12 protein-coding genes and 1 pseudogene are annotated in these 13,642 nt (G+C 35.7%); 4 read left to right on the top strand and 9 right to left on the bottom strand.

The window, feature by feature from the left end; all coding sequences use genetic code 11:
- Nucleotides 1-496: 496 nt before the first annotated feature.
- The 3 genes from ACZ5N5_RS03920 to ACZ5N5_RS03910 form a co-directional block, all read right to left on the bottom strand.
- Nucleotides 497-1,513 (bottom strand): NAD(P)H-dependent amine dehydrogenase family protein, encoded by a 1,017-nt coding sequence (locus tag ACZ5N5_RS03920; protein WP_464373314.1) that lies wholly within the window; start codon nucleotides 1,511-1,513, stop codon nucleotides 497-499.
- Between the two features lie 123 nt (nucleotides 1,514-1,636).
- A complete protein-coding gene (locus ACZ5N5_RS03915; RefSeq protein ID WP_054789146.1) occupies nucleotides 1,637-2,542 on the bottom strand; it encodes a LysR family transcriptional regulator in 906 nt (301 codons plus the stop codon).
- Nucleotides 2,543-3,144: 602 nt separating this feature from the next.
- On the bottom strand, nucleotides 3,145-3,855 hold the full coding sequence (locus ACZ5N5_RS03910) for an SDR family oxidoreductase (protein WP_464373313.1): 711 nt from the start codon (nucleotides 3,853-3,855) through the stop codon (nucleotides 3,145-3,147).
- A gap of 188 nt (nucleotides 3,856-4,043) precedes the next feature.
- On the opposite strand from ACZ5N5_RS03910, the gene ACZ5N5_RS03905 reads away from it, so the two are divergent.
- Both ACZ5N5_RS03905 and ACZ5N5_RS03900 read left to right on the top strand, forming a co-directional pair.
- Nucleotides 4,044-4,616 carry a TetR/AcrR family transcriptional regulator gene (locus tag ACZ5N5_RS03905; RefSeq protein ID WP_277680053.1) on the top strand — a complete coding sequence of 191 codons (573 nt, stop codon included), beginning with the start codon at nucleotides 4,044-4,046 and terminating at the stop codon, nucleotides 4,614-4,616.
- A gap of 202 nt (nucleotides 4,617-4,818) precedes the next feature.
- Nucleotides 4,819-5,832 (top strand): S66 family peptidase, encoded by a 1,014-nt coding sequence (locus tag ACZ5N5_RS03900; RefSeq protein ID WP_109982948.1) that lies wholly within the window; start codon nucleotides 4,819-4,821, stop codon nucleotides 5,830-5,832.
- 490 nt (nucleotides 5,833-6,322) lie between these two features.
- Here ACZ5N5_RS03900 and ACZ5N5_RS03895 read toward each other — a convergent pair whose 3' ends face one another.
- The 4 genes from ACZ5N5_RS03895 to ACZ5N5_RS03880 all read right to left on the bottom strand — a co-directional run bounded on the left by ACZ5N5_RS03895 (nucleotide 6,323) and on the right by ACZ5N5_RS03880 (nucleotide 8,604).
- Entirely contained in the window at nucleotides 6,323-6,379 is a 57-nt protein-coding gene (locus ACZ5N5_RS03895) for a putative holin-like toxin (RefSeq protein WP_464373746.1), read from the bottom strand.
- Nucleotides 6,380-6,667: 288 nt separating this feature from the next.
- Entirely contained in the window at nucleotides 6,668-7,516 is an 849-nt protein-coding gene (locus tag ACZ5N5_RS03890) for a CvfB family protein (RefSeq protein ID WP_054789144.1), read from the bottom strand.
- A gap of 453 nt (nucleotides 7,517-7,969) precedes the next feature.
- The gene (locus ACZ5N5_RS03885) at nucleotides 7,970-8,269 is read right to left on the bottom strand and encodes a hypothetical protein (protein ID WP_054789143.1); all 300 of its coding nucleotides are present in this window, start codon (nucleotides 8,267-8,269) and stop codon (nucleotides 7,970-7,972) included.
- A gap of 20 nt (nucleotides 8,270-8,289) precedes the next feature.
- Complete coding sequence (locus ACZ5N5_RS03880) at nucleotides 8,290-8,604, bottom strand: hypothetical protein (RefSeq protein ID WP_054860485.1); 315 nt, start codon at nucleotides 8,602-8,604, stop codon at nucleotides 8,290-8,292.
- A 207-nt stretch (nucleotides 8,605-8,811) separates the two neighbouring features.
- On the opposite strand from ACZ5N5_RS03880, the gene ACZ5N5_RS03875 reads away from it, so the two are divergent.
- Nucleotides 8,812-9,255 carry a hypothetical protein gene (locus tag ACZ5N5_RS03875; protein WP_054860484.1) on the top strand — a complete coding sequence of 148 codons (444 nt, stop codon included), beginning with the start codon at nucleotides 8,812-8,814 and terminating at the stop codon, nucleotides 9,253-9,255.
- Between the two features lie 1,170 nt (nucleotides 9,256-10,425).
- Here the strand turns inward: ACZ5N5_RS03875 and ACZ5N5_RS03870 are convergent.
- Nucleotides 10,426-11,262 (bottom strand): helix-turn-helix domain-containing protein, encoded by an 837-nt coding sequence (locus tag ACZ5N5_RS03870; protein WP_277680247.1) that lies wholly within the window; start codon nucleotides 11,260-11,262, stop codon nucleotides 10,426-10,428.
- A 172-nt stretch (nucleotides 11,263-11,434) separates the two neighbouring features.
- On the opposite strand from ACZ5N5_RS03870, the gene ACZ5N5_RS03865 reads away from it, so the two are divergent.
- A complete protein-coding gene (locus ACZ5N5_RS03865; RefSeq protein WP_464373312.1) occupies nucleotides 11,435-13,111 on the top strand; it encodes a glycoside hydrolase family 2 protein in 1,677 nt (558 codons plus the stop codon).
- Between the two features lie 56 nt (nucleotides 13,112-13,167).
- Here ACZ5N5_RS03865 and ACZ5N5_RS03860 read toward each other — a convergent pair.
- Nucleotides 13,168-13,383, bottom strand: a pseudogene (locus tag ACZ5N5_RS03860) (IS3 family transposase); the annotation flags it as partial.
- Between the last annotated feature and the right edge of the window lie 259 nt (nucleotides 13,384-13,642).

Below are 13,642 nucleotides of genomic sequence, written 5' to 3'. Positions count from 1 at the left end.
TCCTGAATTTATAAAAGAGGTAAGAAAGGTGACAAATATATATCGTAGAACATATAAACACTTATGTATTTGCTACAACAAACACTAATCACAACAAGACTATTGTAAATAAATGCTTTAAAAATGGGAGTAGAACCAGTTCGAAGAGATATTTGTATATCAAGCTTCAAGAACCAATTATGCATTTAACGAAGAGTACAGGGGTTATAATATGAAGAGATATAAGATGAAAAATAGCTACTGTTTAGGTAGCTATTTTAAATTAAGACATACAATATTTAACTTTTATTTCAGGTGACTTCGTAACAGAATGTACGAATGTACATGAAGTAAAGGGAGGTTTGTGGAAGAAGAATTGAAGTTGGAATTATATTAGTCTTGCAATGATGTAAGAATAATGTTGTTGATAACAATATCAGCAAGTTATTACATGAAAAAATAAAAGAGGAAAAAATAACAGAGATAAATGTATCACTGAAATCTTTTCCTTTTTATTTTAAAGGTGAATGTTTCTTGTCAATCTAATGTCTTTCATTGTTTGTAGTCCTGGTTTTACTTCCAGCGCAACTATTTTGGTAGTGTTAATAATGATGGAAGCTGTTGCTGAATCGCCGAAAATACCACCTGGAATTACAAGTCTTTGCTTCATGTCTCCATCGATTTTTATAGCATCTTCTGATTCGTTGACCGAAGTTGCCATAACTAGGTCAAGCTCAATGTTTCTTCCATCTTTTGTAGAAGCCTTGGACACTTGGTGAAGACCAATTACTTCTCCGGCTTTCACGTCAAAATGAGGTAATGAAAGCGGCTGGTCTGTCACTTTTGGATTGATAGAATTCTTTACACTTTCGAGTTCGTAGTCAAGGCCAGCTGCAAGGAGACGGAGTGATTCTTCAAGACCAACATGGCCGATTTTTCCTTCTGTAGCAAGATTATTAAATTCTTCCTCTGTCATTCCAACGCCTACTTTTTTCTGTAAAGGAAGGCGGCGCTTTTTCACGTCAACACGACGAGTTACGCGTATAGATGAGATATCGCTCAGAACAGAAGTTAAGCTTAATACGAGTGTATCCATGACATACCCCGGGTTAACGCCTGTTCCGATTACAGTTACCCCTTTTTCAGATGCATAGGTATCAATTTCTTTTGACAATTTCGGATAACGGTGCCATGGATAAGAAAGTTGTTCGCAAGTGGAAACAACTGAATAACCGTTATCCACTAATTCTTTGATTTGTGGCCTAACTGTTTGCAAGTTTGAACCAGTGGCATGAATCGCAATATGTGGATAATCACCTTGTATTTCTACTTCTTTAATAGAAGAAACAACCCGTATGCCTCGCTGTTCTAATCCGGTTAGTTCACCGATATCTTTTCCAATCTTAGCAGGATCGATATCAACGGCTCCAATTACTTTTCCACGCAAATGCTCTTCACACTTTTTCAAAATTTCCATTCCGATTGGTCCAAGACCATATACTACTATTTTAAAGTCTTTTAACGCTTTACCCATTTTTTCTTCCCCCTCGTTCTTAGTATAAGGAAATCTTAACAAACCAGTATTCTATTTAGAAATACTGGTTTGTTATAAATTAATAAGGAAGAGTTATAAATCAAGCTAAAATAATTCCTTTTCTTATAAATTACTTTTTAGTTTGGAGAGAATCTCCAACATATATTTCGTATTTTTCCTGATATAAGGGCTTTCTTCCCAGACAGCAGAGATAGAGCTTTCTAGTTGATTACCTTCTAAACCCAAACATATAATCCTTTTAGAATCGATTAGCTGAAACATATCCATGGGCATTAATGTAACAACGAAATTGTTCGAAACAAGATTCGAAATTGTGAGCAACTCGGAACCGCTACAAATTGTTTTTGGTGTAAATCCCGCTTCTTCACAGGCAGTTTGAAGCAAATCATGAAGAGCTGGTGACTGATCCGAATCGTAATGTAAAAAGAAATCATCTTTCAGCTCTTTCAAATGAATCTTTTGTTGTGAAGCAAGCTTATGATTAGCAGACACAACTGCCACAAGTGGAGACCTATTAAGCTCCAAATGCTCCACTTCCATTTGATTGAACGAATGGAAGTTGTCCTGCGTTCGTATGAAACCAATATGATATTCTCTACTTTTGATAAGTTCAGTCGCATGCGCGGAAGTCGTCTCTTTAATGTTGAATTCGATGTCTGGAAATTGTTCATGAAGATTTTTCATGATTTTAGGCAAATATAGGCTGGCCGCTGATGGGATGGTCGCTATTTTTACAAGAAACGGCATTTGAGTTGTGTTCATAACATTCGAGACTGTGTTTTCAATTTGGTTAAAGGAAGGGGCCACTTTTTCTAACAAATATTTACCTTCCTCAGTTAGCTCTACACTTCTCGTGGTACGATAAAGAAGCTTTACTCCAAGCTGTTTCTCAAGAATATGAATTTGTTGGCTAATTCCGGGTTGGGAGACATGAAGGTTCCTTGATGCCTCTGTAAAATTTAACGTGTTGGCAACTTCAACAAAATAACGAAGAGATAGTAAATTCATCGTTACACCTCATTTTTTAAGGATTAATTACATGTTATTATAACAGGTTCTGATCCGGGAAATTTCAGCTCAAGTTCAGGGTTAATGTACTGGCGAAAAGGTTAAAAAAGCGCAAAGGTGTTAGTTTGGGGATGGTAAAAGAGGAAGAGGTTGATAAGACCACGACGAGAAATATTAGCTATATCTGACTGTTGAATACTCAGTGATCTATTCTACACTAATTTTCGAAAAAAAAACCTTAAAGAAAAGTGGCCTTCTTCATTTGGTAAAATTATATATTTATTTCAGGAGGGATACCGATAAAACAAGTGATTATGGTATGCCGCTAGTGCAAAACTACAGGAAAAGAATCCATTTTGATCATTATTTTTCCTAAATGGATTCTTTTCACTTATCGTAAAGTATAGGTTTGTTAGGTATTTTTAATCAAACTTTATTTGAATGTTAGAATGAGCTGGTATTATTCCAAACCATCCTTTCATTCTTTCCTCAATTTCTACTTGCCTATTTCTTTTGCTTTCTTTGTTTTTACTTAGCATCGGCCTTTGTTAACTTTATACACCAAAAAGGCATTAATCTTTCTATAACGTAGACAGAAAGTTTTATATTGATTGCAACGTAGGTCTGATGACAATCTCGTTTACGTTGGCATCATCAGGCTGATTGATTGCATATGCAATAGCCTGTGAGACAGCGGATGGGGAAAGACTTGGATAGTCTGAATACTCCTCTAACACACCAATCGCCGTCAATCCCGGTGAGATGATGGTGGACCGAATCCCAGAATCCGTTGATTCTTCCTGACGCAGCCCTTCCGAGATTGCGCGGACAGCAGATTTGCTTGCGCTGTATACAGCAGTTGTCGGGATAATCCTATGTCCCATCACTGAAGATATGTTGATAATATGTCCTAATTTTTGTTTCCTCATTGTAGGCAATACTGCAGCAATGCCGTTAAGAACTCCCTTGATATTTACATCAATAGTTTGCATCCATTCGTTCATTTTCAGTTCATGTAAATGAGAATTCAACTGAACACCCGCATTATTGATAAGAACATCAATATGTCCAAAATTTTCTAGTGTAAACTGTGCCAATCTTTGCATGTCTTCAGCATTAGTTACATCTGTCTGCATATAAACTGCGTTACCACCCTCTTGGAGAATGTTGTCTACTATGGTTCTCAATCGAGCCTCTCTTCTTGCTGCCAACACCAGACTTGCTCCATGATGAGCTAAGAACTTGGCAGTGGCTTCTCCAATTCCACTGGATGCCCCTGTAATAATAACGACCTTAGATTGTATGTTTTCCATATCTATCGCTCCTTATATAAATTTTTTGTACCTTTCAACAGTTATTTGAACAAATGTTGATTATCAGACTGTTGTTGAGTATTATTATAAAGAGAATAGGGATAAATTCAATCGCTAATATACGTGCTTTTGTACTATATACAACAATCGGATGAATATTGTTGATTAACGAAAGGAGACAATAACAAATGGAAACCAAAACAGATAGACGAATTCTTAGGACGAAAAAAGCCATTAATGAAGCATTTTTAGGATTGCTTACGGAAAAAGAATTTGATCGAATTACCATTAATGACATTTCCGAACGTGCTAATGTCAATCGTGGGACTTTTTATCTTCATTATATGGATAAGTATGATTTGTTAGATCATAGTATCGATGATCATTTGAACAGAATGATTCACTCTTGTACCTTTACCAAGTTTACAGAGGAAAAACTGGAGCAGACTGAGGCAATTGAGGCGCTCAAGTCCTTGTTTATTTATGTTGAGGAAAATTTCGCATTCTTCTCTTCCATGTTATCCAATAAAAAAACTTCCACATTTCGGGAACGGATGATGGCATTGCTTTCGTCTGGTATGCAGAAGAAAATGCATATGCAGGGCATCAATCAGAACGTAGATAAGGAATTTATTGTACAATTTATGACCACAGCATTTGTCGGAACTGTGGAGAACTGGATACTGAATCACATGCCGCAGCCTCCTCAATGGATGGCAGAGCAAATATGGACATTATTTGAACGGAATGGTTGTAAATAACTTAAACAATATTGTTTTGGTGAAGAAGATAAAGCATGAAGGAGGAAGGCAGTTCAACAATCGATTATGGAACAACAAAGTTAGAAAATAATCACACTTTTTTATAAAAATAAATTGAAATATGTTGGAAGAGAATCTATTTTAAACAAACATTTTTCAAAATGGGTTCTTTCTATACTACATACTAAACGGGAGGCGTAAAATGATCCATTATCCATTCTTAGAAAAAGGGATGACGATAGGAGTAACTGCACCATCATCGGGAGTACCAAGTGAATTGCATGAATTGCTTAATTCGGCGTTTAAAAGTATGGAAAAGAAGGGTTTCCATATTAAGTGTGGTGAAACTCCTTGGACTCAAGATAAGGCAAAGTCTGCATCAGCAAAAAAACGTGCAGAAGAGTTTAATGATATGATGATTAACGAAGATATTAACCTTATTATTCCTCCATGGGGTGGAGAACTACTTATTGAGACACTTGAATATATCGATTTTAGAAATATACAGAACAAATGGGTCTTGGGCTATTCTGATATTAGTTTACTATTGTTAGCTATTACATTAAATACAGGTATAGCTACTGCTCATGGTACAAATTTAGTAGATCTAAGAGGGGATTATTCTGATGATACGACTGCAATGTGGCAATCTGTTTTATCCACCAAAAAAGGCGAATCAATTCTCCAACATTCATCAGAAAAATATCAAAAGGAATGGCAATTTGATAAACCTACTCCTCACATTTTCTATCTAACAGAGAATACTTACTGGAAGTCAACTGCAAATCATAAAGTTAAGGTTCGGGGAAGATTACTTGGTGGATGTATTGATACGATAAGACATTTAATTGGCACACCATACGGGGATGTACAGTATTTTAAAAATAACTATATTGCAGGAGACTCTGTCATATGGTTTCTCGAAAATTGTGAGTTATCGACCACTGACTTACGTAGGACTCTAATACAAATGAAATTGGCTGGTTGGTTTAATAATTGTAATAGTATTATGTTTGGAAGGAGTTCAGCTAATACACCTGTCACAAATTATACAGTGGAAGATGTTTATAAAGAGCTTTCTGAAGAACTCCAAATTCCTATCCTATACGATATAGATTGTGGTCATGTACCACCACAGATTACTTTTATAAATGGAGCGTCCGCTGAAATAGAAGTCGATAATGGAAGAGGCACAGTATTACAAACGTTTAACTAAAAGAGTATACATCTGAAAAGAGGAATCCATGGTGGAAAAGCATGAGGGGATATACATGATAAATAAAGAACATAATGTGCATGTTTTTTGCTGACTACCAATCATTTTTGGTCGGGGCGTCTATGTAGCATTCTCTTTTACTTTAGTATATAAAGTAAAAGAGATATATGGACTTACTATAATTGCATTCCATCTTAAAATATTCTCTTTTACAATAGTAAAAAACTCAGTAAATATCAAGCTTCATAGGAAAGTTGTCTAAGGCAGTTAAATAGGACTTTGCACCTGTTTTTTTATAAAGATTAGAAAGAAAATAATATTGATTGTTTAACAATTAACGAAATTCGGGTATAATATAAATAGAAGGTCATACAATAATAAAAACCGTCTGGTGCTGGTACACCAAACGGTTAGTGCATAGCCCTTTAAGGGGGCGACTCGCAAAAGACAGAAAAATAACCATCCTAAATGCTTGTCAGGCTATGGATGGTTATTTTTTTTGATGAAATGACAGTATAGCTACAATTAGTGTTGCGAAAGAGATCATCAAGAAAATGGTTTCGAATACCGTCATACGCTCACCCCCCTTTCTTTAAAGGGAATGAGCCACCACCCATAAAAGCCATATGCACTTATCTCTATTATAACATTCAATAAAGTTTAATAGATATTTTCGACAAGGTTTTTATACTATACGCTAAACACATTCATAACAATTGCATAACCTATTTTTTATATAAAAAATTTATAAAAATCGACCAATTTCTATTGGTCGATTATGGTACTGAATTATCTCTAATTGGAAGCAAAAGCTCCTATCCACTAAAAGAAACTATTACTTAGTGATTAAATAAGTTTTCCCATCACGTTGTTCTATTTTTCCTTCTTTCATTAATTTACCAAGAGCGCGTTTGAATGCTGCTTTACTTATGTGAAAGGTGGCCCGAATATCTTCAGGGTCACTTTTGTCGGAAAACGGAATAACGCCATTGCTTTCCTCTAATCGTGCCAATATCATATCAGCATCTTCATCCATACTGTGTTGTTTTAAAGGTCTGAGCGATACATTTAATGTGCCATCATGTTTCACTTCAATGACGCGACCTTCCACGCGTTCGCCTAAACGTGGTTCTTCTTTTCGTTCAGTGTGATGGATAAATCCACGATAGCCTTCTTCCGTTATACATGCAGATCCTTCTCTGTCTGTACGATAGATGCGACCACTGATGGCTGTGTTCAATAGATCATCGGGTGCTGATTCGAATACTCTTTCAAGAATTCCTTCTGTTGCAGGGAGCGCAAGAAGTCGTCCTTTCCGATCTTTACCTAATGAAACATATAGTTCATCACCGATCATTGGCCATACGTTTTCGAACAATGGCAAATCATCTTTTGATACAAGGATTTCTTTTGAAGTACCAATGTTAACAAATACACCTAAGTGTGGTAAGACTTCAACGACTTCAGCCCAGCCGTACGTATCAATTTGAATAGTCGGTAATTGTGTCGTTGCAACCGTTTGTCCTTTTTTATCTTGGTAAAGAAAAACATCAACAGATTGCTCAGCCTCAAGTTCTGAGTCCGTTTCATTATGGTGAAGGAGTATGTCGTTTTCTAAAACATAACCAGTTTCAATTTTTCGTAGTACCTCGAGTGTTTGGATCGTACCTATTTGCTTATCCATATTAAGACCTTCTTTCTTTTTTATTTATATGTATTGGAAAAGGGGCACTCTTACTATAAGAGTACCCCTTTGATTGATAAAGCAACACATAAGATTTATGATTATTTTTATATCCCGATAAATTCGGGTGGGAAATTTCATTAATAGAATTTCACTTTACCGCGGTAAATATTCCACTGGGATTTTCTAACTTAAGCAACGTAAGCCCTACCTGCTCTTACGTCCTTGCGACCCCTTAGTCGCGCCAGTGTGAATAAGCATCTTCAAAAATATTAGTAGAATGCCAGCTACACTTATTTGTTACTTTAGTTTGTTAACCTTACTATAATCTCATAGATGAAGGAGAATGTCAACAACTAATTTCAAAAGTGGTATTCTATCAAAAAGTATAAATTGTCCATCCCGACGTTGACATCTAGGATAAATACGTTTCGTAGTTTATCGAGGAATGCTTCATGAATAGATGGTTTTGAAGGTGCATGGTCTAACTGCCCTTGAGCGAAATGGATTACTTTTGTAGCAGAAAGGGGTCATGTATAAGACTTGAAAACCAAGCGTTTCGAACACATCTTTCTTTTCTTGGTAAGATGCTTTTTGAATGTAGGCTTTTAGTGTTGGATAGTCGTTCTCGTCAAAACCTGCTTTATGAGCGAACTCCAAGAAATGCATCGTCAACAATGGTAGATGGATTCCCATGAGTCCCGCTTTTTTTTGTTTTATTTGTTCAATTAAGCCGTTGTATGCGAATGACATATAAATCACTCCTTTTATAGTTATCGTTTCAATTGCATTCTTGCATTTTCCCTTATATCTGTTGACGGATATTTGTTATCGAGTGTCAAGATTTCATCTGGTAGGTTACGATACCAACCGTTTTGAGAAAACTTAAAAAGATAATGGCGACTAACCTTGTATTGGTCACGGACGATCTTGTTTGGGTATTGATTTACCTTATAATCATTGATGTCAAACACCTTTCTTAGTTGAGCAAGATGTCGATGAAAACAGCGGTTTGTTGCTTCAATGCTTGGTTTCGGGATATTTTTTTCATAAGCAAACCCGAGCTGACAGCCTATCAAATAATCCAAGACTTCTTTTCCTCTTGAATGAGTGGTTTGAATGCTGTTAGAGAGGATGGAGCAAATTATTTATGGTGTGACCCGACTATGAGATAGGTTATTCTATGTATAATCAAGCGACCACCTATGCTACAGGTTGGTAAGAAATAAATAAAATGTTGAATCTATTCTACGTGAATAATATAATATGGTATATAGAATGATTGGAGTTTTCACATGAGGAAATTAAAAACTTTATTTATAATTTCTGCTTTATTAGCTATAGTTTTTACTGTAATAGTAAGTATAGTTATTGTTACTGATACGGATGAGAAACAAAAAGCACAAGGGAATCAAGAAGATTCACTACAGAATCAGTTATCATCTGAAAAGGAAGGCCAGAAAGTTAAAGAAAAAAATAAAACAAATGATAAGATAGAAGTTGATCTTGAAAAAATTGGCTTAGATAAAGAAGTAAACCCTTTCCCTAATGACTCCTTTCCACATGCTGGTTTATCAGACGAAAGATTTGAAGAATATTTAACACTCATGGAAAATGATGATAAGGAAATAACAAAAGAACGTTTAGAGTGGCTAATAGAAGGATTAGATTTTGTGGGTGAAGAATCCCGTCCTGGATTTAAAGAACGAATCAATAGCTTAGAGGATAAAGTCCAATAATAAGGACTTTATTTTTTTATGTTAAGGCGGATTTCTTGCGACTTATGTTTGGTGAGAGATCGCCAATTAGTGAGATGATTATTTTGGACCCCTCCTCCAATCGAATCCTAGATATTGCTAGATAAAATTTTACGCACCCAATTTCTAATCTATTTTTCTATAACTTTCAGACTGGGAAAAGAGTAAATATGTATAGATACAGTTTGTCCAGTAGTGAGGAGTTGCGAAATGAAGGTGTGGTGGAAGAATAGATAAGTGGTATTTCTCGATTTACTAAAGACTATACTTTTCCTCCTTTTTCCACAGTTGCAAGTGTGATTCGAGGAGTACTATTAAATTGAATGAGGTATTTTTTACCAAATGGGGGATTTATTAATTAGTTGTATTCATAATTATGTAAACATAATATGTAATACTATTTATTTTGAATAGTTAAATAATAATAAATGGAAATGGTGATCATTTATATGGGTGATATTTCCATTTTTAAACACTGAAAATAGGTTGTTATAATGCTATTTTTTTACTGCAACATTCTTTGATGTGGATACGAAAGTAACAATTAGAGAAGTAAACCAGTCTGAGTTTTATAGTATGATAGATAGAGGAGGATACTGATGAGTGACAAAAACAAAGTGCAAAAAAAGAAGGGCACTAGTATTAAAAAGAGTTATGTGAGGCAGTAGCACGCCCGGTAGTGAAACCCCCTAATAAAGGTAAAAAAGGTAAATAATAGCAAAGTGTAAATGTTTATTTTATCACTGATAAGAATAATAGATAGTACAACGAAACCCTTGGCGATGAATCCGGGGTGTTATAAAGCCTAATCAAGGGAACCCCAACTATTTTTTACAAGGCATTCTCTTATCGTTGGGGGAATGCCTTTTATGTTGTTTGCTTTCTTCTATATACCGCCTCGATATAAACAGCCCTCAGACGTAATAAACAGACCACCGATGGATAATCGGGTTCCATTCGTTTTGTCTGAGACGCCTCGAGCAAGATTACAAAATATTCCATTCGGTATCTTTTATTGCTTTTTTCTTTCCGTTTTCCAAAATTATGGTATTTTTAATTGAACAACCTTAACTTAATAGAGCAGCAGCATCGATATTAATTCTTTTATGTATGAAAAAGGATAGCGTCCTCCCCTCCATACACCTTTTAAACTTACCAGACAAACTTGGAAGGCGGAACATTATAATATTTTTTAAAAGCTTTAGAAAAACTGTATGGATCTGGGTAGCCAAGCATACTTGCAATTTCCTTTATCGAATATTGTTTGCTGTACAATAATTCTCGAGCCCTGTTCATTTTCAATTGATAAATGTAGCGCCCAGGTGTTATACCAAGAGCATTCTTAAAATAAGAGATAAAATACTTCTCCGACATACCTGATACGATAGCGAGCTCGCCTACTGATAGTGATTGGTGGAGGTGTTCATGGGCAAAATTAAATACGGGCTGAAGTTTATCTAAATACTTGGTCAGCTTCTGCTTGGTGGTATCTTGTATAAATTCCCCTCGATACTGGTTACAACCATAAAGTTCCATAATCTTTGCAATTAGAATCGTTAAACACCCTTTTAAACGAATCTGTGACATAGGGACATTTTGTTTATATTGGTCATATGTATCTAAAAAAAGATGATATTCCGCTTTAACAATCGCACTATCCAGAATGCCTGACAGTTGAAAATTGTCGAGGATTCGGAGGTGATTACCAAGGCTAAGGTCAAAGTGTGTAAAAATAAATTTGCAACTGGTACGGAGAGTAGTGGCCGTATAGGCTATCTTTGGACTGAAAAGAATTAAATCCCCTTCGGAAGCAACATATACCTCTTCTTGTATACGAATTTCTATTTGTCCTTTTTGAATGCACCATAAGTCATAATCCTTATATTGTCTTCTCTCCATCCAACTATTCGGATGTTCCACTTCACTACAAGAATTTATTCGAAGCGTGACGAGTTCTGAAAGTTCGTTAAAAATATCTAAACTATCCATCGGCTAGTTCATTCCCATACTTTTAGACATATTTATGTGTGTTCATTATATCATAGCAATTTCCAACAGATATATAATATGACTATTTGACATGAAGTGCTAACTTTCTTGCATTTTATTTATAGCTTCTTGTTTCTATAATTGTAGATAACTTAATTTATGGAGGAAAATGATGAATACGAGATTATTTCAAAATCACATTGTACGTAAAGAAATCCCACTTGAACCTATCTGGGATTTTCATACCCTGAATGCCGAGGAGGAAAAACAGGAAAAATTCCAAATGATTGTACCAGGTTGTTGGGAAAGTAATCCAAAGCTTTCATCTTATAAAGGAAAAGCGCTGTATTCTAAAAAAGTATTTTTTGGCGGTAATGTCCGTTTGGTATTTAAAGGAGTGAGCCATACGGCACATGTTTATTTAGACAAGAAGGAAGTTTCCTACCATTATAATGCGTATACCGAATTTAGCGTTATATTAGAAGATATCCCTTATGGTGAGCATTTACTGGAGGTTAAGGTGGACAATACTTTTCATGAGGAGTCTGCTCTACATGTAAGAAATGATTATTATTCTTACGGTGGGATTACCCGTCCGGTAGTGATGGAAGCGATAGATGACATGTTTATTAGACATATTCATTTTATTCCATATAAAGAAAATGGAAAATGGTACGCGTCCATTAGTGCTTTTGTAAATAATCTATCCAGTGAGGAAAAGATGGTAACCCTGAAAATTAAGATAAACGATGAGGAGGTTTCTTTTAATGATAAAGCACTCCCTCCTCATACGGAAACACGAATGGAGAATTCGTATGAGTTTCGTTCGGCAATTCCTTATACCTTGGAAAATCCTAAATTGTATAGGATGGAAGCTAAGCTATTGTACAATGAGAAAGAAGTAGATGATCTAATAGACAGAGTCGGCTTTCGAGAAATAAAAGTCAGCGGAAAGGATATTCTGCTTAACGGGGAAAAAGTTATCATTAAAGGGGTAAATCGTCATGAAGATTATGCGGAATTTGGATGTGCCATCCCGATTGAAGCAATGTATCGTGATATCGAATTGATCAAGTCATTAGGTGCAAATTGCGTTCGTACTAGTCATTATCCTAATGATGAGCGTTTCTTGGACTTATGTGATGAAAATGGCATATTAGTATGGGAAGAGTCTCATGCAAGGGGATTGAATGAAGAGCAAATGAGACACAAAAACTTTGAAAAACAAAGTTTAGATTGTATTAGGGAAATGATTGAAAACCATATCAATCATCCATGTATCTACGCATGGGGAATTCTTAATGAATGTGTCAGCAATACAGAGTTTGGGAGATCCTGCTATGCCAAGCAATTTAACTATATTAAGCGCTTGGATTCTAGTCGTCCGATCTCCTTTGCTAGTCTCGAAGGAAATGTAGGGTCAGATTTGTGCCTGGATTTAGTAGATATTGTATCTTTTAATATCTATCCGGGCTGGTATCATCATACACCAGTAAAGGATTCTTTGAAAAATATTAAAGATTTTGTTAATCGTACAGGTGGAGCAGATAAACCATTACTGATTAGTGAAATAGGAGCAGGCGCAATCTATGGTCATAGGAGCAATAACCAGGATAAGTGGACGGAAGAATACCAGCAGTATGCTTTATCGGAACAAGTATCTTCCATTTTAGCCGATGAGGATTTAAGTGGTGTGATTATCTGGCAGTATGCAGATTGCAGGGTAGATCCGGGCTGGTTCCATGGAAGGCCTAAAACTCAGAATAATAAGGGATTAGTAGATATTTATCGAAGACAAAAACTTGCTTATAATACTGTAAAAGAAATCTTCCATTCTACTCTATATTAATTGATGTATAGAAAAAAAGCCCGTTATGGTGGTTACCCCAAAAAGTTAGAGTTTAATTATGCAGTTGATTGGCTGAATTGAGTTCGATATTCGACTGGACTAAATCCAGCCAATTTTTCTTTTGATCGTTCATGGTTGTACCAGTCGATATATTCTTCAATTCGGCTTTTTAATTCCTCGTAGCTTACTAATTCTTCTCCATAATACATTTCTTGTTTCAATATGCCGAAGAAGTTCTCCATGGAAGCATTGTCTGCACAGGTTGCTTTACGTGGTGTTTTTAGCTTCTGACAAAGCTTCTTTTATTTCTGGGGCATACTATCGAATTGATGGTGGACAAGGTGCAACCTCTGTATAATAGATGATGTGGAAGGAGTGGACGGTTCACTCCTTTTTTTACGTTAGGAAAGTATAAAATTTCTACACAGTAGCGTTTCGACGTAGCTGGAATTTTAAGGTACCAAGTATAAGCAAAACTAGGCATTCGCCAAAGGACGAGCGAATGCGAGTTTTTCTAATAAGTAAAGAAAG

It is taken from the genome of Gracilibacillus sp. JCM 18966 (assembly GCF_055392695.1).
This window is presented reverse-complemented; position numbering and strand designations above follow the sequence as displayed.